Origin of the sequence: Pontibacter oryzae (genome assembly GCF_003576375.1) — a bacterium.
Taxonomy (GTDB): Bacteria; Bacteroidota; Bacteroidia; order Cytophagales; family Hymenobacteraceae; genus Pontibacter; species Pontibacter oryzae.
In genome coordinates this window covers 643,827-662,642 of record NZ_QWGE01000002.1, presented here as the reverse complement: position 1 = coordinate 662,642, position 18,816 = coordinate 643,827, and the positions used below count along the sequence as shown (strand labels likewise).

18 protein-coding genes are annotated in these 18,816 nt (G+C 45.0%); 14 read left to right on the top strand and 4 right to left on the bottom strand.

The features are described 5' to 3' along the window. Positions 1–24: 24 nt before the first annotated feature. Positions 25–1,164, bottom strand: a complete 1,140-nt coding sequence (locus D1627_RS07720) for an AI-2E family transporter (protein WP_119431858.1) — start codon at positions 1,162–1,164, stop codon at positions 25–27. 346 nt (positions 1,165–1,510) lie between these two features. Between D1627_RS07720 and D1627_RS07715 the strand changes: the two genes are divergently transcribed. The 10 genes from D1627_RS07715 to D1627_RS07670 all read left to right on the top strand — a co-directional run bounded on the left by D1627_RS07715 (position 1,511) and on the right by D1627_RS07670 (position 13,932). Beyond that, positions 1,511–3,373: a DNA topoisomerase IV subunit B gene (locus D1627_RS07715; RefSeq protein WP_119431633.1), complete on the top strand. Its 1,863-nt coding sequence runs from the start codon at positions 1,511–1,513 to the stop codon at positions 3,371–3,373. Beyond that, positions 3,366–6,116 carry a DNA gyrase/topoisomerase IV subunit A gene (locus tag D1627_RS07710; RefSeq protein ID WP_119431632.1) on the top strand — a complete coding sequence of 917 codons (2,751 nt, stop codon included), beginning with the start codon at positions 3,366–3,368 and terminating at the stop codon, positions 6,114–6,116. The genes D1627_RS07715 and D1627_RS07710 overlap by 8 nt, the downstream gene beginning before the upstream one ends. A 64-nt stretch (positions 6,117–6,180) precedes the next feature. Beyond that, complete coding sequence (locus D1627_RS07705; protein ID WP_233555550.1) at positions 6,181–6,969, top strand: tetratricopeptide repeat protein; 789 nt, start codon at positions 6,181–6,183, stop codon at positions 6,967–6,969. A 171-nt stretch (positions 6,970–7,140) separates the two neighbouring features. Beyond that, positions 7,141–8,223, top strand: coding sequence for a tetratricopeptide repeat protein (locus D1627_RS07700; RefSeq protein ID WP_119431631.1), 1,083 nt, complete (start codon positions 7,141–7,143; stop codon positions 8,221–8,223). A 6-nt stretch (positions 8,224–8,229) separates the two neighbouring features. Next, entirely contained in the window at positions 8,230–10,167 is a 1,938-nt protein-coding gene (gene thrS, locus D1627_RS07695) for a threonine--tRNA ligase (RefSeq protein ID WP_119431630.1), read from the top strand. Positions 10,168–10,284: 117 nt separating this feature from the next. Beyond that, a complete protein-coding gene (gene infC, locus D1627_RS07690) occupies positions 10,285–10,806 on the top strand; it encodes a translation initiation factor IF-3 (protein WP_119431629.1) in 522 nt (173 codons plus the stop codon). Between the two features lie 24 nt (positions 10,807–10,830). Beyond that, complete coding sequence (gene rpmI, locus D1627_RS07685) at positions 10,831–11,025, top strand: 50S ribosomal protein L35 (RefSeq protein WP_025605954.1); 195 nt, start codon at positions 10,831–10,833, stop codon at positions 11,023–11,025. 101 nt (positions 11,026–11,126) lie between these two features. Beyond that, positions 11,127–11,471 carry a 50S ribosomal protein L20 gene (gene rplT / locus D1627_RS07680; protein WP_119431628.1) on the top strand — a complete coding sequence of 115 codons (345 nt, stop codon included), beginning with the start codon at positions 11,127–11,129 and terminating at the stop codon, positions 11,469–11,471. 214 nt (positions 11,472–11,685) lie between these two features. Continuing rightward, entirely contained in the window at positions 11,686–12,699 is a 1,014-nt protein-coding gene (locus tag D1627_RS07675; RefSeq protein WP_119431627.1) for an NADP-dependent oxidoreductase, read from the top strand. 75 nt (positions 12,700–12,774) lie between these two features. After that, on the top strand, positions 12,775–13,932 hold the full coding sequence (locus D1627_RS07670; RefSeq protein WP_119431626.1) for an iron-containing alcohol dehydrogenase: 1,158 nt from the start codon (positions 12,775–12,777) through the stop codon (positions 13,930–13,932). A 337-nt stretch (positions 13,933–14,269) separates the two neighbouring features. Here the strand turns inward: D1627_RS07670 and D1627_RS07665 are convergent, their stop codons facing one another. Further along, positions 14,270–14,890 carry a TetR/AcrR family transcriptional regulator gene (locus tag D1627_RS07665; RefSeq protein WP_119431625.1) on the bottom strand — a complete coding sequence of 207 codons (621 nt, stop codon included), beginning with the start codon at positions 14,888–14,890 and terminating at the stop codon, positions 14,270–14,272. Positions 14,891–15,541: 651 nt separating this feature from the next. On the opposite strand from D1627_RS07665, the gene D1627_RS07660 reads away from it, so the two are divergent. Further along, positions 15,542–15,712 carry a hypothetical protein gene (locus D1627_RS07660; RefSeq protein WP_233555549.1) on the top strand — a complete coding sequence of 57 codons (171 nt, stop codon included), beginning with the start codon at positions 15,542–15,544 and terminating at the stop codon, positions 15,710–15,712. A gap of 84 nt (positions 15,713–15,796) precedes the next feature. On the opposite strand, the gene D1627_RS07655 is transcribed toward D1627_RS07660, so the two are convergent. Further along, complete coding sequence (locus D1627_RS07655) at positions 15,797–16,033, bottom strand: hypothetical protein (protein WP_119431623.1); 237 nt, start codon at positions 16,031–16,033, stop codon at positions 15,797–15,799. Positions 16,034–16,087: 54 nt separating this feature from the next. After that, positions 16,088–16,807 carry a hypothetical protein gene (locus tag D1627_RS07650; RefSeq protein WP_119431622.1) on the bottom strand — a complete coding sequence of 240 codons (720 nt, stop codon included), beginning with the start codon at positions 16,805–16,807 and terminating at the stop codon, positions 16,088–16,090. Between the two features lie 128 nt (positions 16,808–16,935). Between D1627_RS07650 and D1627_RS07645 the strand changes: the two genes are divergently transcribed. The 3 genes from D1627_RS07645 to D1627_RS07635 all read left to right on the top strand — a co-directional run bounded on the left by D1627_RS07645 (position 16,936) and on the right by D1627_RS07635 (position 18,805). Then, positions 16,936–17,625 (top strand): hypothetical protein, encoded by a 690-nt coding sequence (locus D1627_RS07645; RefSeq protein ID WP_119431621.1) that lies wholly within the window; start codon positions 16,936–16,938, stop codon positions 17,623–17,625. 65 nt (positions 17,626–17,690) lie between these two features. Next, complete coding sequence (locus D1627_RS07640) at positions 17,691–18,257, top strand: hypothetical protein (RefSeq protein ID WP_119431620.1); 567 nt, start codon at positions 17,691–17,693, stop codon at positions 18,255–18,257. A 206-nt stretch (positions 18,258–18,463) separates the two neighbouring features. Then, on the top strand, positions 18,464–18,805 hold the full coding sequence (locus D1627_RS07635; protein WP_119431619.1) for an ArsR/SmtB family transcription factor: 342 nt from the start codon (positions 18,464–18,466) through the stop codon (positions 18,803–18,805). Positions 18,806–18,816 lie beyond the last annotated feature (11 nt).

The following is an 18,816-nucleotide window of genomic DNA, read 5'->3' as shown; positions in this document are numbered from 1 at the left end:
TCACTGCAAATATAGTTAGCAAAACTAACTGTCTGTGTCGCGTTTGCCGCGGCCAAGGCCGTTCACTAACTCGGCCAGCCAATTGCGTATTCCGCGTTTGCGTTGGGGCTTTAAGTCCTCAATATCAGCAAGCAGAAAACCAAAGGGCTGCAAAGGGGGGTAAACGTCAAAAATAACTTTCATCATCGCAATCATAGGTATGGAAAGCACCATTCCGGCGGCCCCCCATATCTCACCACCTAACAGCAGGGCCACAATTGCGGCAAACGGGTTTATACTTACTTTTGAGCCGACCACAAACGGCGTGATAAAATTACCCTCCAGGAACTGCACAAACATAAATACAAGCACTACCAGTACTGCGTCCAGTAAATTGCCGGTTGTTGCCAGCGTAAAAAGAGCGGGCAGAGAGGCGCCAATCATTATTCCGATGTATGGGATGATGGTTAGTATGGAGGCAAACACCCCAAAGAAAATCGCATACTTTACTCCAAGCATAAGCAAGCCTGCCGTGTTTAAGAGCGCCACCACCACAATCACAATCATCAACCCTGAAATGTAGCTCTGCACCACATGCTGAATATTTGACACAGTTTGAATGACGCCGCTTCGGCGGTCTTTAGCCACATACTTAAACATAAACTGTTCCAGGTGGTCGCGGTAATAAAGCAAGCAGAATATAAAGATTGGAACCAGGGTGAGTATGGTTAATGCCCCGGTTGTCATAGAAATTGTGCTTCCTAAAAACGTGGCCGAAATATCCTGTATGCTTCCGATAGCGTTTTGAATCAGCTCGGTTTTGTTTGGGGGAGTGATGCCAAATTTAGAGGCCATAAAATCTTGGCCGCGTGCCAGCAGCGCCTCAATATTCTGGCCCACAGTATCTAAATCAGATGTCAGGCTAACAAGTTGTAACGACACAAACCAGGCAATCATGCCTAGCACTACCACTACTAGCGTAATGCTGCAGAGAATGGCTAAAGGCCTCGGAAAACGCAGTTTAATCTCCAGGTCGCGGCTAAGTGGCAACAGGAGCAACGCGAATAGTAAGCCGAAAGCCAGCGGCATTAGGATGGGCTTAAACGTGATGAGCCCGAAGATTAATAGGGTAAGGCCCAGAAGAATGATGGTGTATTTGAAGTAGGGGGGTAATTTTATTTCCATGTAAGGTATACTTGTGTATTTATTATTGCTGTGCAGCATCTACATTTGCGGCTCAAGGTAAGTAAATATTAGGCCTTTTTGTATCTAACAATCTATATATAAAAATGCTAAAAAAATTAGCTATTAATTCCCTTAAATAGCTAAGGAGTATTGAACCGACTTTACATACTATTGGTTATTTACCTGTACGCACCTTTTAGAGCTATTTAAGCTAACAAGGTTAGTAAAATTAAGTCGTTCTTCTTAATTTAGCATGCGGCAGGAACTTATAGATTGGGTCTTGTCTTTTATTATTTCCTATATTTCGGATTGATACTACCTTTTCAACTACACTTACGCTTACAGAATGGCAGAGTTAGAGCATAATTACAACGAAGACAGCATCCGTTCCCTCGAACCCCGTGAACACATCAGGCTAAGGCCGGGTATGTATATCGGTAAGCTTGGCGATGGCTCGTCGGCGGATGACGGAATTTACATTTTAGTGAAAGAGGTTATCGACAACTCTATTGACGAACACGTGATGGGTTTCGGTAAAACCATCGAAATTAAAATTTCCGATCATAAGGTACAGGTTCGTGATTACGGGCGAGGTATTCCGCTGGGTAAGGTAATTGATTGTGTTAGCAAGATTAACACAGGTGGTAAGTATGACAGTAAGGCTTTCCAGAAGTCGGTTGGTTTGAACGGGGTTGGTACCAAAGCGGTAAATGCCCTTTCCAGCCACTTCCGCATCCAATCGGTGCGCGACGGCAAAATGAAAGCAGCCGAGTTTGAAAGAGGAGTGCTCATCGAGGATTTTGAGGTACAGGATTCTAGCCAGCGTAATGGTACCTTAACCGTGTTCTCTCCGGACGACACCATCTTTAAGAACTATCAGTTTAACCCAGACTATCTCGAGAATCAGATCTGGAACTATGTGTACCTGAATGCTGGGCTCACCATAAACTTTAACGGCAAGAAGTATTACTCAGAAAACGGCCTGCTAGACCTGCTCCGCAACAAAGCCGATGAGGAAAGTATACGCTACCCGATCATCCACCTGAAAGGGGAGGACATTGAACTGGCCCTTACGCATGGCAACGATTATGGCGAAGAGTATTACTCTTTCGTAAATGGCCAATACACTACAATGGGCGGAACACACCTAGCGGCTTTCCGCGAGGCTGTAGTTAAAACCGTGCGTGATTTTTATAAGAAGGATTACGATGCCGCAGATATCCGTGGGTCTATCATCGGGGCGATCTCATTGCGTGTGCAGGAACCCGTTTTCGAATCGCAGACGAAGACCAAGCTAGGCTCTATAGAGATGGGCCCAGACGGACCAGCCGTGCGTGCCTTCATTAACGATTTTGTAAGGGAGCACCTGGATAACTACCTGCATAAAAACCCTGAAACTGCCGATGCACTCCGCAAGCGAATAGAGCAGAGTGAGCGTGAACGCAAGGATATGGCTGGTGTTAAGAAACTTGCAAATCAGCGAGCTAAAAAAGCCAATCTGCATAACCGCAAGCTCCGTGATTGCCGCCTGCATTTTAACGAGGACAAGCACGAGAAGTCTGTGCTCTCCACGCTGTTCATCACTGAGGGCGACTCTGCCAGCGGGTCCATCACAAAGTCTAGGAACGTGGATATTGAGGCAGTGTTCAGTTTGCGCGGTAAGCCCCTGAATTGCTATGGCATGAAAAAGAAGGTGGTGTACGAGAACGAAGAGTTTAACTTGTTGCAGCACGCCCTGAACATTGAGGAAGGCCTTGAAAACCTACGTTACAACCGTGTGGTGATCGCGACGGATGCCGACGTAGACGGCATGCACATCCGTCTGCTGCTGCTAACGTTCTTTCTGCAGTTCTTCCCGGACCTGGTGCGTAACGGCCATGTATTTATACTTGAAACACCGCTGTTCCGGGTACGCAACAAGAAAGAAACGATCTATTGCTACAACGAATCTGAAAAGCAGGAGGCAATTCAAAAGCTAGGTAAAAAGCCTGAAATCACGCGCTTTAAAGGTTTGGGTGAGATCTCTCCGGACGAGTTTGGCAAGTTTATCGGTGATAACATCAAACTGAAGCCGGTAATCCTGCACAAGGATACCACGATCCAGAAGATGCTGAGCTACTACATGGGTAAGAACACGCCTGACCGTCAGCAGTTTATTATCGAAAACCTGAAGATTGAAAAAGATATAGTTGAAGAGGTATATGCATAACGACGAGTTGAACAACCAAGAATACAACGAGAACGAAGAGCTGGAAGTGGAGTTTACCGATGGGGAAGAGGAAATCATCCATAATGTAACTCCTGTCTCTGGCTTATACGAAAACTGGTTCCTCGACTATGCTTCTTATGTGATTCTGGAGCGTGCGGTACCAGCTATTGAAGATGGTTTAAAACCTGTGCAGCGCCGTATCCTGCACGCCATGCGCGAGATGGACGACGGCCGTTTTAACAAAGTAGCCAACGTAATAGGCCAAACCATGCAGTATCACCCGCACGGTGATGCCTCTATCGGTGACGCCATGGTGAACATTGGCCAGAAGGACCTGCTGATTGAAACGCAGGGTAACTGGGGCGATGTACGCACCGGCGACAGCGCTGCCGCACCACGATACATTGAGGCTCGCCTCTCTAAGTTTGCCCTGGATGTAGTATTCAACCCGCAAACAACGCAGTGGCAGCTAAGCTACGATGGCCGTAAAAACGAGCCGATTACCTTGCCGGTTAAGTTTCCGTTGCTGCTTGCCCAGGGTGTGGAAGGTATTGCGGTAGGTCTTTCCACCAAGATTATGCCGCACAATTTCAAGGAGCTGATCAAAGGCTCTATTGATGTGCTAAAAGGCCGTAGTACCACACTGCTACCCGATTTTCTGACTGGCGGGCAGATCGACGTTACGAACTATAACGGCGGTATGCGTGGTGGAAAGATTCGTGTGCGCGCAACGATTGAGAAGGTTGATAAAACGATGCTCATCATCCGGGATGTACCTTATGGTACGACCACTACCGGCTTGATGGAGTCAATCGTTAAAGCCAGCGAGAATAATAAGATCAAAATTAAAAAGGTGGTAGATAATACCGCTGCCGATGTAGAGATTCAGGTGCAACTTCCAACGGGCGTTTCCCCGGACCTGACCATCGACGCACTCTACGCCTTTACCGATTGTGAAGTATCCATCTCTCCGAACGCCTGTGTAATTATCGAGGATAAACCGCACTTTATGAGTGTGGACGAGCTGCTGCGCATTTCTACGTTCAAGACAGTGGACCTTTTAAAGCGTGAGCTAGAAATCCGCAAAGGAGAACTGGAGGATAAATGGCATTACTCATCGCTTGAGAAAATCTTTATCGAGAACCGCATCTACCGTGACATTGAGGAGTGTGAGACTTGGGAAGCGGTGCTAAATGCCATCGACAAAGGCTTGGACCCTTTCAAAAACTTACTCCGCCGCGAGGTGACTGAGGACGATATAATTCGATTAACTGAAATTAAGATCAAGCGCATCTCCAAGTATGATTCCTTTAAAGCGGATGAGTACATCAATAAACTGGAAGAGGAGATGGCTGTGGTGGATGATAACCTGGCGAACCTAATCCGCTATGCGATTGCATACTTTGAAGGCCTCCTGAAGAAGTATGGCCAAGGCAAAGAACGCCGCACACAGGTGAAAACCTTTGATGTGATTAACGCACAGAACGTTGCCATTGCCAACCAGAAACTATACATGAATGCCAAAGATGGCTTTATAGGTACCAGCCTGCGCAAAGACGACTTCGTATGCGATTGCTCTGACATGGACGACATCATCGTTTTCCGAAAGGATGGTAAGTTCATGGTAACAAAAGTGGCCGAGAAAACCTTTGTAGGCAAAGACATCATACTTGCTGGCGTTTATAACAAGAACGATGAGCACATGGTGTATAACATGATATACCTGGATGGGAAATCAGGTGTGTCGTATGCCAAGCGCTTCTCTGTTAAATCCGTCACGCGCGACAAGGAATATGACCTGACTAAAGGCAATAAAGGCTCCAAGGTGCAGTACCTGACAGCCAATCCTAACTCAGAGTCAGAGGTGGTAACCATCACGCTTTCGCCAAATGCCCAAGCCCGAAACAAAGTGCTTGACTATGATTTTGCAGAGCTTATGATCAAAGGCAAAGGCTCCAATGGTAATATTGTCACGAAATACGCTGTCAAGAAAGTTGTGCAGAAGAGCCTGGGCGAGTCAACGCTTGGTGGCCGCGAAATCTATTACGATGAAGTTATCGGCCGCTTGAATACAGAAGGCAGAGGGCGCTATCTGGGCTCTTTTAATACGGACGATTCTATACTTGCCGTGTACGATGATGGAACGTATGAGCTTACCTCATTTGATCTTGCAAACCACTACACTGTTGAGAAACTCAAAGTGCTGCAGAAGTTTGACCCGGAAACCGTTATTTCTACAATTTACTACGAAGGCGAGAACAAAATTTACTATGTTAAGCGCTTCAAGATAGAAACGACCACCATTGGCAAACGCTTTAGCTTTATACCTGAAACCAAGAATTCGAGGTTGGAGGCAGTGTCTGCGCATCCTGAACCGTTAGCAACTATCAAGTTTAAACGATCGCTGCGCGGTGAGCGTGAAACTGAGAAGCTTCTGCTAAATGAGTTTATTGATGTGAAAGGCTGGAAAGCATTAGGAAACAAGCTAAACTACTTTAAGATTTATGAAGTGGATGTGCCTAAGATGCTGGAGGTTGAGCAGCCAGAGGACGACAAGCCCAAAGCAAAGAAGACATCCAAACGGCAGCCTGTAACTTTGCCTTCTCAGTTAAAGGAGCTTGCCGATGAGGCAGCCCGTGTAAGTAGTGCTAACCCTGGCCCGGGAGAGGCCGTAAATGCGGATACCGATATTAGCAAAGAGAAAAAGGCTCTGAAAGAGAAAAAGCAACTCGATATTTTCTAATTACTTACGCCTGCTCTTGCTAAAGTCTCTGGTTCTCCGTAGATTGTTAGACAGGTCTAAGTATATGAAGAGATTTTTAACTGCTATTCTTTTGAGTTGTTTGCTTTGTGGAGAAGCCCCTGCCGCCGTTTGGGTGGAAGGCGGCTCCGCCTCAAGCACTGAGCTCATGCAAAGGGCACAAGAACTTCTCAGTAATTACAGAGACAGCGAAGCGCTTCTTTTGTTTGAGCAGGTAATAACACAATCGCCCGATAATTACGAAGCATTGTGCAAAGCCAGTTACTTACATTGCCGTATAGGCGACAGGTTTTCGGACGAGACCCGGAAATCCGACCATTTCTTGCAGGCAAAGAAGTACGCCTTCAAGGCTTATGAATTGCAACCAACCGATGCCGAGGCAAACTATGCCATGGCATTGGCTATAGGTTGCAGCGCCATGACAGAAGGGGCCAGGCAGCGTTTAGAGGGCATTAACCAGGTTAAGTCATTTGTAGATGCGGCCTTGCTTGATAATAGCCAGCATGCCGGAGCTTGGTATATACTGGGTCGTTGGTACTTTAAAATGGCTAACCTGAATTTTGCAGAAAAAGCAGCGGCTAAAATATTTTTCGGAGGGGTTTGCGGCGAGGCTACTAACCAAAAAGCTGCCGAGGCAATTGAGCAGGCAGTAGTGTTCGAGCCAAACAACATCAAATATTATTTTGACCTGGCAAGCGTCTACAAAGAGATGAATGAAACCAATGCGTGCATCAACACGCTTCAAAAGGCCTTGGCCTTAACATTTGAAACGAAGGAAGAGTTGGAGCTAAGCAGGCGCTGCAAAATTATGCTAAAGGAGCTTCAAAGTACTTGAAAGAAAGAATTACTATAAGAAAGCCTGCTTCCGTTTTGGTGGCAGGCTTTTTGTTTATAGCGGTAGGAACTGTTTTATCCTGAGTAGATGCTTCTCTTTTAGCAAAATGTCTTAATTTAGCGCCCATAAGTATAAACTTGTGCAATTATAAAATATAGAGGAAAGGCCGGAATGGTGCGAATTGCGAAAGTATTGCTGTTGGTGGCTCCGGTTTTATTCGCTGCTTGTGCACCTAACGAGAACGACCATGAAAAAATGGTTGATCTCCGCGTGGTTAAAGACGATCCTGATGCACAATTGATTAATTTAAATGATGCCATCGAACGTTCTAAGCGGGATGGTAGCCTTTATGCCCGGCGTGCAGTGATATTACTTCAAAAAGGCAGTTTGGACTTAGCATTGAAGGATGCTAATGAAGCTGTTCGTCTTACGGGCAGCGAGCCATCAAGCCTATTTGTAAAGGCGCAGGTTCTCAGAGCAACCGGCAACAGAGATGAAGCATTGCAGCTGGCACTACAAGCTGAAAGAAACTCGTATCAAAGTGCCTCCTTATATGTATTGCTCTCTGAGTTGTACTTGCACAAAAAGGAGTATGGTCAGGCGCTGAGTTACCTCAAGAAGGCCGAGAACTTATCACCCGCTGATGAATTTGTGTATTATTACAAAGGCCGTGTGCAGGAAGCGCTAGGCGACACCACGAAGGCGATAAAAAACTATGCCTTGTCGCTTGAGCACTCAAAAAGATTCTTACAGGCACAGCGAGAGCTTGCGGGCCTGTACGTAGCAATGGATAACTTTTCAGAAGCGAAGCCATACATTAGGTCTGCCTTGAAAACAGGCGTTAAGGATGCTAAGTTATGGTATAACATGGGGCTTATTTACCAGTCTGAGCAAAAATCCGACAGCGCTTTTAAGGCTTTTAAGAATGCCGAAAGTATAAATGATACGTTACCTGAGGTTAATTATAAGCTAGGTGTGCTTTATCATGGCCAAGGCAACAACGATGAGGCGCTGGTGCATCTCGATAAGGCTTATGCTGCCTTTAAATCGAAGCCTGAATACTTAGGTAAGCTTGCTAGTGCATACGAACGAGCGGGCTTGTACTCTAAAGCTCTGGCAACGTATCAGTTGCTTGTTGAGGTTGAGCCAAGAGCAACGTATGCATACCAGGCTATTGCCAGGCTGAAGTATAAAATTTCGAAACCAATACCTGATAGTGCAGCCGTACGCCTACAGGAACAGATAGAAAGATAAACAACTATGATTAACATCACACTGCCAGATGGCTCGGTGCGCCAGTATGATAAAGGCGTAACCAGCTTTGAGATCGCACAGAGTATAAGCGAAGGCTTAGCTCGCAACGTGCTTGCTGCTAAAGTAAACGGCTCTGTTTGGGATGCTACGCGCCCTATAAACGAGGATGCTGCCGTACAGCTGCTCACCTGGAACGACGACGAAGGCAAAAATACGTTCTGGCATTCATCTGCTCACCTTTTAGCAGAGGCGCTGGAAGACATGTACCCGGACGTGAAGTTTGGGATTGGGCCGCCGGTCGAAAATGGGTTTTACTATGATGTTGATCTGGGAGAGCATCACCTTTCTCAGGAGGATTTAGCCAAGCTGGAGCAGAAAATGCTGGAGCTTGCCCGCCAGAAAAATGAGTACCTGCGCAGCGAGGTCTCTAAGGCCGATGCCATCGAGTACTTTAGCAAGAAAGGCGATGAGTATAAACTTGATCTGATCAAGGACCTGGAAGATGGCTCTATCACCTTTTACGAGCAAGGCAAGTTTGTAGACCTTTGCCGTGGCCCGCACCTGCCTAATACTGGTTTCATCAAAGCAGCTAAGATCACTAATATTGCCGGTGCATACTGGCGCGGTGATGAAAAGAACAAGCAGCTAACCCGTATCTATGGTATTACCTTCCCGAAGCAGAAGGAGCTTACTGAGTATTTAGAAAGACTTGAGGAGGCTAAGAAGCGCGACCATCGCAAGCTTGGTAAAGAGTTGGAGCTTTTCGCTTTCTCAGAAAAAGTGGGCATGGGCCTACCGCTCTGGTTGCCAAAAGGCACATTATTGCGTGAGCGCCTGGAGCAGTTCATGCGCAAGGCTCAGGTTAAAGCCGGGTATCAGCCGGTTGTAACGCCGCATATCGGTAGCAAGGAGCTTTATGTAACTTCTGGCCATTATGAAAAGTATGGCGCCGACTCGTTCCAGCCCATCAAGACGCCTAACGAGGGGGAGGAGTTCTTCTTGAAGCCGATGAACTGCCCGCACCACTGCGAGATATATAAAACCCGCCCACGATCTTACAAAGAGCTGCCTGTGCGTTTTGCAGAGTTCGGTACAGTGTACCGCTACGAACAAAGCGGCGAATTACATGGCCTGACCCGCGTTCGTGGCTTCACGCAAGACGATGCGCATATCTTCTGCCGTCCGGATCAGGTTAAAGAGGAATTCCTGAAAGTAATTGACTTGGTACTATACGTGTTTAAAGCGCTCGGCTTTGAAGATTATACTGCTCAGATCTCGCTCCGCGACCCTGAGAATAAAACAAAGTATATTGGGGCCGATGAGGATTGGAACAAAGCCGAGGCGGCTATCATCGAGGCTGCTGCGGAGAAAGGCCTTAAAACTGTAACCGAACTGGGAGAGGCTGCGTTCTACGGACCAAAGCTCGACTTTATGGTGAAAGATGCCCTTGGCCGTAAATGGCAGCTTGGAACTATTCAGGTTGACTATCAGTTGCCTGAACGATTCCAATTGGAATACATTGGCGCTGACAACCAGAAGCACCGCCCTGTAATGATTCACCGTGCGCCATTTGGATCCCTAGAGCGTTTTGTGGCCGTGCTGATCGAGCATTGCGGAGGTAATTTCCCGTTGTGGTTAAGCCCAGAGCAAATTGCCATACTTCCTATTTCTGAAAAGTATCACGATTTTGCGCAACAGGTCTACGACCGCCTGCAGCAGGATGATATCCGGGGATATGTTGATAACCGCGATGAGAAGATTGGCCGCAAAATCAGAGATGCAGAGGTTCGTAAAGTACCTTACATGCTGATAGTAGGTGAAAAGGAACAAGAGAACGGAGCGGTATCCGTAAGAAGACACGGAGAGGGAGACTTAGGCTCCATGAAAATTGAAGAGTTCAGTGCATTCTTCCAAGGCAAAGTGGCCGAAATGCTGAACAATTAGGAAAACAATTTTCTTTTTGATAGATAAATTGCGATATTCGCAACTTAATTGTGGAATTTAAATTAAGGAGGTACAACCATAGCTACGCAAAATAGGCGCTATATCCCACGCGGAAAGGTGGAGGAGCCATACAAAGTCAATGAAAAGATAACTGCCAGAGAAGTAAGGGTAGTTGGTGACAATGTTGAGCAAGGAGTATACTCAACCAGAGATGCTCAAAGAATAGCTAACGAGCAAAATCTTGACCTCGTCGAGATTTCGCCAACAGCTAATCCACCGGTATGCCGCATCATCGACTATTCTAAGTTCAAGTACGAGCAGAAGAAAAAAACGAGGGAGATGAAGGCCAAGCAGCAAAAGGTCGTTATCAAGGAAATCAGGTTCGGTCCGAACACAGATGACCACGATTTCGAGTTTAAGCTGAAGCATGCCAAAGGATTCCTTGAGAGCGGTTATAAGATCAAATCTTATGTTCACTTCGTGGGTAGGTCAATCGTGTTTAAAGAACGCGGTGAGATTTTGCTTCTGAAGTTTGCCCAAGCACTGGAGGACTTAGCTAAAGTTGAGCAGTTGCCGAAGCTGGAAGGTAAGAGAATGTTTCTTATTTTGTCGCCGAAGAACGCTCCTGCGAAGAAGTAGTTTCATTTAATTAATTTTATACTCATGCCAAAAGTAAAAACCAAATCTGGTGCAAAGAAGCGTTTTTCTTTGACAGGTACTGGCAAAATCAAGCGTAAGCACGCTTACAAGAGCCACATCCTGACCAAGAAGACCACAAAGCAGAAGCGTAATTTAACGCACATCGGCCTTGTTAGCAAAGCTGATGAAGCAAACGTTAAATTCATGCTGAAAATCTAATTCTGCGATAGAATTAGTAGTCGGTTAATTTTTAGTACGAACCCGGTATCTGGTCTTTAGAAAGATTTTTTAGAATCACCAGCCGCCAAAACTTTTAAGAAATGCCTAGATCGGTAAATGTCGTTGCAGCACGACACAGAAGAAAAAAAATGATGAAAATGGCCAAAGGTTACTTTGGCCGTCGCAAGAATGTTTGGACAGTTGCGAAAAATGCGGTAGAAAAAGGCTTAGTATATGCCTACCGTGATAGAAAAGCTAAGAAGAGAGACTTCAGAGCCTTATGGATCCAGCGTATTAACGCAGGTGCACGTGAGCATGGCTTGTCTTACTCTACATTAATGGGTGGCCTGAAGAAGGCTAACATCGACCTGAACCGCAAAGTACTTGCTGACCTGGCGATGAACCACCCAGAGGCTTTCAAAGCTATTATCGATAAAGTAAAGTAATAATTACTTCCAGATATATTACAGAAAGGGCTTAGCTAATCGCTAAGCCCTTTCTGTTTTAAGCCCATTTGTTTAAAGAGTATATGTGAATTTGAATTTTAAACTATTGATTTCCTGTGGGTTTGGTGTGCCATAACTACATCTATTTAAATAGAGCTTAAACAAAACTTCTGAACCTCTGTTGTAATAAACTTAAACAGTATCACAGAGTTAAATGGAAAACCAGAAAATAATATTAGCTAATCGCCCGAAAGGGGCACCAAGTATAGACAATTTTGCATTCGAAACAGCAGAAATTAAAGCCTTACAAGATGGGGAAATCCTCCTCAAATCCCTTGTAGTGTCTGTTGACCCATACATGCGTGGGCGAATGAGTGATGCAAAGTCGTATGTGGCGCCGTATGAGGTTGGCAGTGCCATTACAGGAGGTATAGTAGCCGAGGTAGTCGAGAGTAAACACAATGATTTTTCAAAGGGAGCAGTTGTTGTCGGTAACCTGCCATGGCAGAAATATACTGTTCATAATGGTGAAGGTTTGAACCAAGTAAATCCTGATGTTGCTCCGCTTAGCTATCATTTAGGAATTTTAGGTATGCCTGGCCTAACTGCATATTTTGGGCTGCTCCACATCGGTGACCCTAAGCCAGGCGAAACTGTAGTGGTTTCTGGCGCCGCAGGGGCAGTAGGAACCATCGTTGGGCAGTTAGCCAAAATCAAAGGCTGCAGAGTAGTGGGAGTTGCTGGTTCAGATGACAAAATAGCATACCTAAAAGATGAACTTGGCTTCGACGAGGCTATAAACTATAAGACTGCGGAAGATATTAACCAGGCAATTGCAGACGCCTGTCCTGATGGCGTTGATGTATACTTCGATAATGTGGGAGGAGAAATTTCAGATGCAGTTTATTATGTAATCAATAAGTTTGCTAGAATCGCTATTTGCGGGCAAATTTCATATTACAATAACACAAGCCCAGCTACAGGGTTGCGCGTGGAGCCTATACTTTTGAAGAAAAGCGCCCTAATGAAAGGATTTATAGTAAGCGATTTTGCGAAAGATTTTGGAACAGCAGCTAAAGACTTAGCCGGTTGGGTAAAAGACGGTAAACTTCAATATCAGGAGACAATAACAGAAGGTTTTGAAAATATACCCCATGCTTTTCTAGGCCTGTTCACAGGCGAAAATACAGGAAAGCAACTGGTAAAAGTTGCTGATAGAGAAGTATAATCTATCAATCCATCACCATAAGTTAAAGTGCAACTAATTTGCATTTTTTGAACACTCAACGAAATATAATTACATATGAATAACTTCACCTTTTACAACCCGGTTAAAATACTTTTCGGGAAAGGGCAGATTAGTGCCATATCAAATGAGATTCCGCAAGGCGCGCGTATCATGGTTACGTATGGCGGCGGAAGTATAAAGAAGAACGGGGTTTATGACCAGGTAATGGAAGCCCTGAAGGACTTTGAGGTACTTGAGTTCAGTGGCATTGAGCCAAATCCGCATTACGAGACGCTGATGCAGGCTGTGGATATAGCCAAGCGCCAGCAGATCGATTTCTTTTTAGCAGTTGGCGGAGGATCCGTAATCGACGGCACTAAGTTTATCGTGGCAGCGATGGAGTATAAGGGGGCAGATCCTTGGGATATATTAGCGAAGCGCGAGCCAGTAACGAACGCTACACCATTTGGCGCTATACTAACCTTGCCAGCTACTGGCTCTGAAATGAATTCTGGCTCGGTTGTTACCCGCGTTTCAACGCAGGAAAAACTGGCATTTGGAAGCCCGTTTACTTTCCCAAAATTTTCAGTCTTAGATCCTGAAACAACATTTACTCTCCCGGTAAGGCAAATAAGCAATGGGGTTGTAGATGCATTTACACACGTGTTAGAACAATACCTGACGTACCCAGTTAATGCGCCGTTGCAAGACCGTATGGCAGAAGCGGTGCTGCTAACGCTGAAAGAAGAGGGCCCAAAAGCTGTACATAATCCTCAGGATTATGATACTATGGCTAATTTTATGTGGAGCGCAACAATGGCTCTAAATGGCGTTATCCGTACAGGCGTGCCAACCGACTGGGCAACGCATTATATCGCGCACGAGTTAACGGCCCTTCACGGAATTGACCACGCCAGAACCCTGGCAGTGGTATTACCATCGTTACTGCGGTATAAAAGCGGGAACAAAAAAGCGAAGTTGCTGCAATATGGTTCAAGGGTATGGGGCGTAAACGCAGGAACCGAAGATGAGCGTATAGAAGCTACCATTCAGGCTACCATCGCATTTTTCGAGTCCTTAGACATCAAGACCAAGCTTTCGGATTACGAAGTAGGGGAGGATACCATCAAAAAAATAGTTGCCCGGTTCGAAGAACGGGGCGTTAAAGATCTAGGAGAGCGTGCCGATATCCAGATACCGGACGTGAAGCAGATTCTGACTATGAGTTTGTAGCTTTTCGGGGCATCATAAAAAAAACCGCTGCACAAAATGCAGTGGTTTTTTTATGAACAAAAATGAAGTAACTACTGGGTAGTTACAGCTTTGACAAATTTATAAATATGAGGTTAATACGGGGTATAAATCAGTATTTGTACTTGAACGATATAAATTAGTTGACGTTTAAACATATATCGGTACTCATGAGAGAGTACTATGATGCGCCAAATTTCCAAGCTATAAACAAACTTTCACAGGCAGGGTACTTGTACTAAACACAAGTATCCCTAAAGTAAACGTCCACAAACTTTTAGCTAGTGGACGTTTTTTATGAATTGCAACTGAATATAAGTTATGCCTGCTCAGGCTTCAGGCTGATGATGCCATTGAATATTATCTTTACAAGTCCATCAAAAACCGCAGCTGGGGTTTGAGGTAACTCTTGTATCAATTCGGATGGCACTTGCTGTGTAAATTCGGGGTTGAGGATGGTATCTAGAGCACTGGCATACAGCAGTACAGCCATGGTTCTGTTGGTGTCGTGGCGAATATAGCCTTTACGCATTCCCTCATCCAGGAGGGAGTTAAAGCGGAGGAAAGCTGCATCAGCTTTGTGTTTCTGAAGGTGTTGCCAGCTCGACGGAGCATTCTTCTTAATGTCCTGAACAAAGCCTGGGTTGATGTAATGTAGCTTCGTACCGACATAACTGAAGATCAGCTTTATTTTTTCAGGAAATTCAATTGCCTCGCTCTTTAAAATCCGTTCCACTTCATGCTGTATGTCATTCCCATGTTGTATGATGATGACATTGAGCAGTTCCTCTTTACCTTTAAAGTATTGGTAAAGCGTCTTCTTACTCATCCCCAGGTTCTTGGCTAAGTCTGCCATTAGCACTTTGCTATAGCCGTGCCTAAAAAACAATTCTTTTGCCTCGGCAATAATACGGTTACGTGGGTTGTCCATTACCTCCATTGGGCATTCTAAGATTTAATCCTTCTAGTAGAGCGCTTCACTAAACATACTGATATACTTCAGCGCGTGAGAGATGTAAAAATATGTAGTTTAAGTCACTTTTGTAAATAGTACCTTCACATTTAACTATTGAGGTTAAGTTTGCTAGCAAGTATGAAACCAATTAGCCAGGCATGTTCAACGGCTATAATATTTCAGTGCAATATACCTCCAGCTACAAACTAATTGGAATAATAATAAAATCACTCATACTATATAGTATTCAATCATTAAGCAGACTTTTGCTAATATGTAGCCTGCAGTGTAAAGTGATTTTATGAATAAAATTCAAAAATAAAGACAAAATGCTGATTAATAGTGAGTTTGTGCATACCATTAGTGTTAAGTTTTTATGAAATTAATTTGTCTAAAACTTGTGATTTAGACAATAGCCTTTTAAATTGCATTAAGCTGTTCAGGAATAAAGATAATTATAAAACAGCCGGTCAGTGTATAACACCTTGTTGATGATGATAAAGTACAGGAATTCACAAACGAGCAATATACTTTCCCTCATCACACTATAACTTTTAGCCAATGGTTGACATTATTAATCTAGTTGCACTATCAGGTATATTTAATGTGCTGTTTTTTTGGTACGCTTCAACCAAAATGAAATCAAAGCCTGACCCGGTTAAAACACTGATTGTTTCCTTCGTATTCTCAATCCCGTTGAGCTTTTTACTGATCGGTGTTTATACTACTATGCTGGTGTATGCCGTTAAGACGGGTGCAAGCGAAGATGCCATGTGGGAATTCATGGAGCAAGAAGAATTGCAATAAAAGGCTTAACACTTTATACATTATACTTCTAAAACAGAAAAGCCAGCAAATATTTGCTGGCTTTTCTGTTTTAGAAGTATAGGCTTAGTGGCTGCCTGCACTGCTGCCTATATCAGTGCCACCATCTTGTACATCGGCACTGCCACGGCTGCCACTTTTCTGTGAAGGTGCTCCGCCAACCTTACCTTTAATAATATCATCTTCGTTTACTTTTTTCTGCTGGCCAGTCGGGTTAATATTTGGCACCGAGTTGCCTTTATTGATTGTCTTGTTAGGATCTTCGTTCTTTAGTTGATCCTTGTTCTTATCGTTTGTGTTCATGGTTATGTCAATTTTAGGTTAAAGTTTATGCTATTAAAGCGGAATGTTTAAATATTAGTACCTGTCTTGATTGCCCTGAGGATAGTTGTTCTCACGATCATCGCGGTTTTGAGATGGCTCAGGATGCCTGCTGGTGTAATTGCCGTGATAGCTCCTTCTATGTCCGGTTTGTGGATCATAGTGCCTGTTCCAGTCAGGATCATAATTGTTAGAGCCGTCGTAGCCATAACTCAGCGAGCCAGCCTCATTTCCATAGTTTTCTCCACCACCCTGGCCATAAGAGTCTGGGCCGTAATTTGCCTGGAAGTTACCTACTCCATATGGGTCTTGGTCTTCGATGCGGTCATGCACACTGCGGTGCTGTTGCGGTTGATGATGCTGTGACTGATAGTCCGAACGGCGCTGCTGCTGTCGTTGATCATGATGGCGGCCCCAATCCGAACTGTTGCTGCTGCGGTAAGAGTTATCGTTGTTTCTGTAGCGGCTGTCTAAATTGTAGTTGTCGTGGTCATAGCCAGAGCTGTTGTAATCACGGTTATAATTCCTATTGTAATCACGGTTATAGTTCTGGTTGTAGTCCTGGCGCTGGTTGTACTGGCTGTTATTGCCAGTGTTTCTTGAGTTATCCCAAGTTGATACATTATGATGATCGCTCTCGTTATCGAAACGGTAAGCGCCACGATAACTATCCGGGTTTACTTCATCATAGTTTGGGTTATTTCTATGCCTTGGCGAGTTAGGGCGTTCGCCGTAATTCCAATTATTGTTTTCCATAGTGTGTGTATTCTAGTTATATGACTGTACCCATTCTAACGCATGAGAAGCAGGCAGGTTTAACCTAAGTGCACTTTACAGCCGTAAGATGAGTAACGATCAGATGTTTCACTAAATGTTAACAAGCTATGAACAACGAAAGCAGAGATAATTACAGAGACAATAATAATTACCGGGATGACAGAAGTGCGCGTTGGCTGCACGGTCATCACCAAGGCCAGAGCTCTGACCGCGGTAACTATACCGTGGACTCGCATTTTAACCGTGGCTATGGCAACAACGCTTACAGCCAGTACGCAGATAGCCGAAGCTTTAACAGTAATGCCGATCAGTCTCAGATGTCAGGGCAGGGAAGGTTTCAACCGGGAGGGGCGCAGTATATTGGCCCGGACTATACCCAGGATAATCGTAGTGGTAATCCATATGGGATGAGCTATTTCCCGGAGGATGATCATAACTCCGGCCGCCACTATGAGGCAAAGGCAGACTACACAGATAGAGACTACGAGGCATTCAGGCAAAGGGAGCAATCGGGTCGGACTGGTATGGCTGATGAGCGCTTCGGTCACGACGTTAACCGGCGTGAACCACAAGGCAATTGGACCCGCGGAGGCAGAGGCGACTACGAATCTTATAGAAGGTATGAAGAAGGCAACCCGAATTACGACAATAACTACAGGGGAGGCTTTTCTGGCAGAAATTATGCACCAGGCCAGCCACATTATGGCGAAGGCCAGCATTATAGCCAAATGGATCGCTGGCAAGGCCAAAACGATGAGAACTATGATCAATATCTCCGTAACAGAGATAGACGATAAAATTCAATAGATGTAAAAAAGTGTAAAGGCGCAAGCCAGCACGTTGTACGGTAGAATAGATAACTATGAGAGATAGGAGAGAAGACATGCATTACGGCGACTTTAGCCGGAATTATAGGCAAGAAGACCATGGAAACCACAGGCACTGGCGTTTTCATGGGCGAGAACACGCGCACTTAGGTGATACTAGGCGTGAGCCAGGAGAGTATTACCGTTTGCAGCAGAGCGAGCGTTACGGCAGAGAAGGAGGCCCGGCTGGTACGCGTGAAGATTATTACAAAGAGATGTACGATACTGCAAATTACAGCGATCAGCCACGTTTTTCGGATTATGGCTTGCCTAGAGGCGCAGAGAATGATCTGGATAGCGTTGAGCAGTTCCCGTATGCAGAGAGCCCTTATGCACGGCGGCCAAGGCATTATAGCTATCGTGGCGGGTATAACCCTAATTATGATAACCCGGAGGAAGGAGACAGGTACCGTGATTTTGACAGCCGCGGAAACCATGGTTATCGCCACGATGGCTCTTATGGGAATGAAGATAATTTCAGGGAATTTGGTAACGACCACTATCGCCGCGACGAAGACAGGCACACGCGTTATTATGGCTACTTTGGTGGGTACAACAGATAATTAGTGTATACTAACTGTAACCTGTACGTATAAAGCCATGTACATTAGTATTAAATTTCCATCTGAGAAAGGCCGCAGCGTAAGCTGCGGCTTTTTTCTTTCTCCCCAATCTTATTAAAAAGCGAGACTTCAAAAAAATATGTGATCAAAAATTGACATTGATCATACTATGACGTATGTTTACGACATACATAGTATTGACCCTCATGACTTATACAAAAGCCTTAGCGTTTAGCCAGGAGCAACAGGAGGTGGCACGCATTGCAAAATTGCTGTCGCACCCAGCCCGGATCGCCATACTTGAGCACTTGGCCGAAACTAAATCCTGCATATCCGGTGATATTTCTAAAGTTCTGCCGTTAAGCCGAACCACGGTGTCACAGCACCTGCAGGAATTGAAAAGTGCCGGTCTGATAAAAGGCGAAATCGAAGGATTAACAGTGTGCTATTGTATTGATCAGGAAGTTTTTGACGAGGCCCGAAAGGTGATGGAGCAACTGCTTCATAGGATCAAGAGCGTATGCTGCTCCGACCAGTGCGATTGCTAAGTATAATATAA

Excerpts from the sequence above, each read along its gene's own strand:
- D1627_RS07720 (WP_119431858.1), bottom strand. The coding sequence starts at position 1,164 with ATGGAAATAAAATTACCCCCCTACTTCAAATACACCATCATTCTTCTG.
- D1627_RS07715 (WP_119431633.1), top strand. The coding sequence starts at position 1,511 with ATGGCAGAGTTAGAGCATAATTACAACGAAGACAGCATCCGTTCCCTC.
- D1627_RS07710 (WP_119431632.1), top strand. The coding sequence starts at position 3,366 with ATGCATAACGACGAGTTGAACAACCAAGAATACAACGAGAACGAAGAG.
- D1627_RS07705 (WP_233555550.1), top strand. The coding sequence starts at position 6,181 with ATGAAGAGATTTTTAACTGCTATTCTTTTGAGTTGTTTGCTTTGTGGA.
- D1627_RS07700 (WP_119431631.1), top strand. The coding sequence starts at position 7,141 with ATGGTGCGAATTGCGAAAGTATTGCTGTTGGTGGCTCCGGTTTTATTC.
- thrS (WP_119431630.1), top strand. The coding sequence starts at position 8,230 with ATGATTAACATCACACTGCCAGATGGCTCGGTGCGCCAGTATGATAAA.
- rpmI (WP_025605954.1), top strand. The coding sequence starts at position 10,831 with ATGCCAAAAGTAAAAACCAAATCTGGTGCAAAGAAGCGTTTTTCTTTG.
- rplT (WP_119431628.1), top strand. The coding sequence starts at position 11,127 with ATGCCTAGATCGGTAAATGTCGTTGCAGCACGACACAGAAGAAAAAAA.
- D1627_RS07675 (WP_119431627.1), top strand. The coding sequence starts at position 11,686 with ATGGAAAACCAGAAAATAATATTAGCTAATCGCCCGAAAGGGGCACCA.
- D1627_RS07670 (WP_119431626.1), top strand. The coding sequence starts at position 12,775 with ATGAATAACTTCACCTTTTACAACCCGGTTAAAATACTTTTCGGGAAA.
- D1627_RS07665 (WP_119431625.1), bottom strand. The coding sequence starts at position 14,890 with ATGGAGGTAATGGACAACCCACGTAACCGTATTATTGCCGAGGCAAAA.
- D1627_RS07660 (WP_233555549.1), top strand. The coding sequence starts at position 15,542 with ATGAAATCAAAGCCTGACCCGGTTAAAACACTGATTGTTTCCTTCGTA.
- D1627_RS07655 (WP_119431623.1), bottom strand. The coding sequence starts at position 16,033 with ATGAACACAAACGATAAGAACAAGGATCAACTAAAGAACGAAGATCCT.
- D1627_RS07650 (WP_119431622.1), bottom strand. The coding sequence starts at position 16,807 with ATGGAAAACAATAATTGGAATTACGGCGAACGCCCTAACTCGCCAAGG.
- D1627_RS07645 (WP_119431621.1), top strand. The coding sequence starts at position 16,936 with ATGAACAACGAAAGCAGAGATAATTACAGAGACAATAATAATTACCGG.
- D1627_RS07640 (WP_119431620.1), top strand. The coding sequence starts at position 17,691 with ATGAGAGATAGGAGAGAAGACATGCATTACGGCGACTTTAGCCGGAAT.
- D1627_RS07635 (WP_119431619.1), top strand. The coding sequence starts at position 18,464 with ATGACTTATACAAAAGCCTTAGCGTTTAGCCAGGAGCAACAGGAGGTG.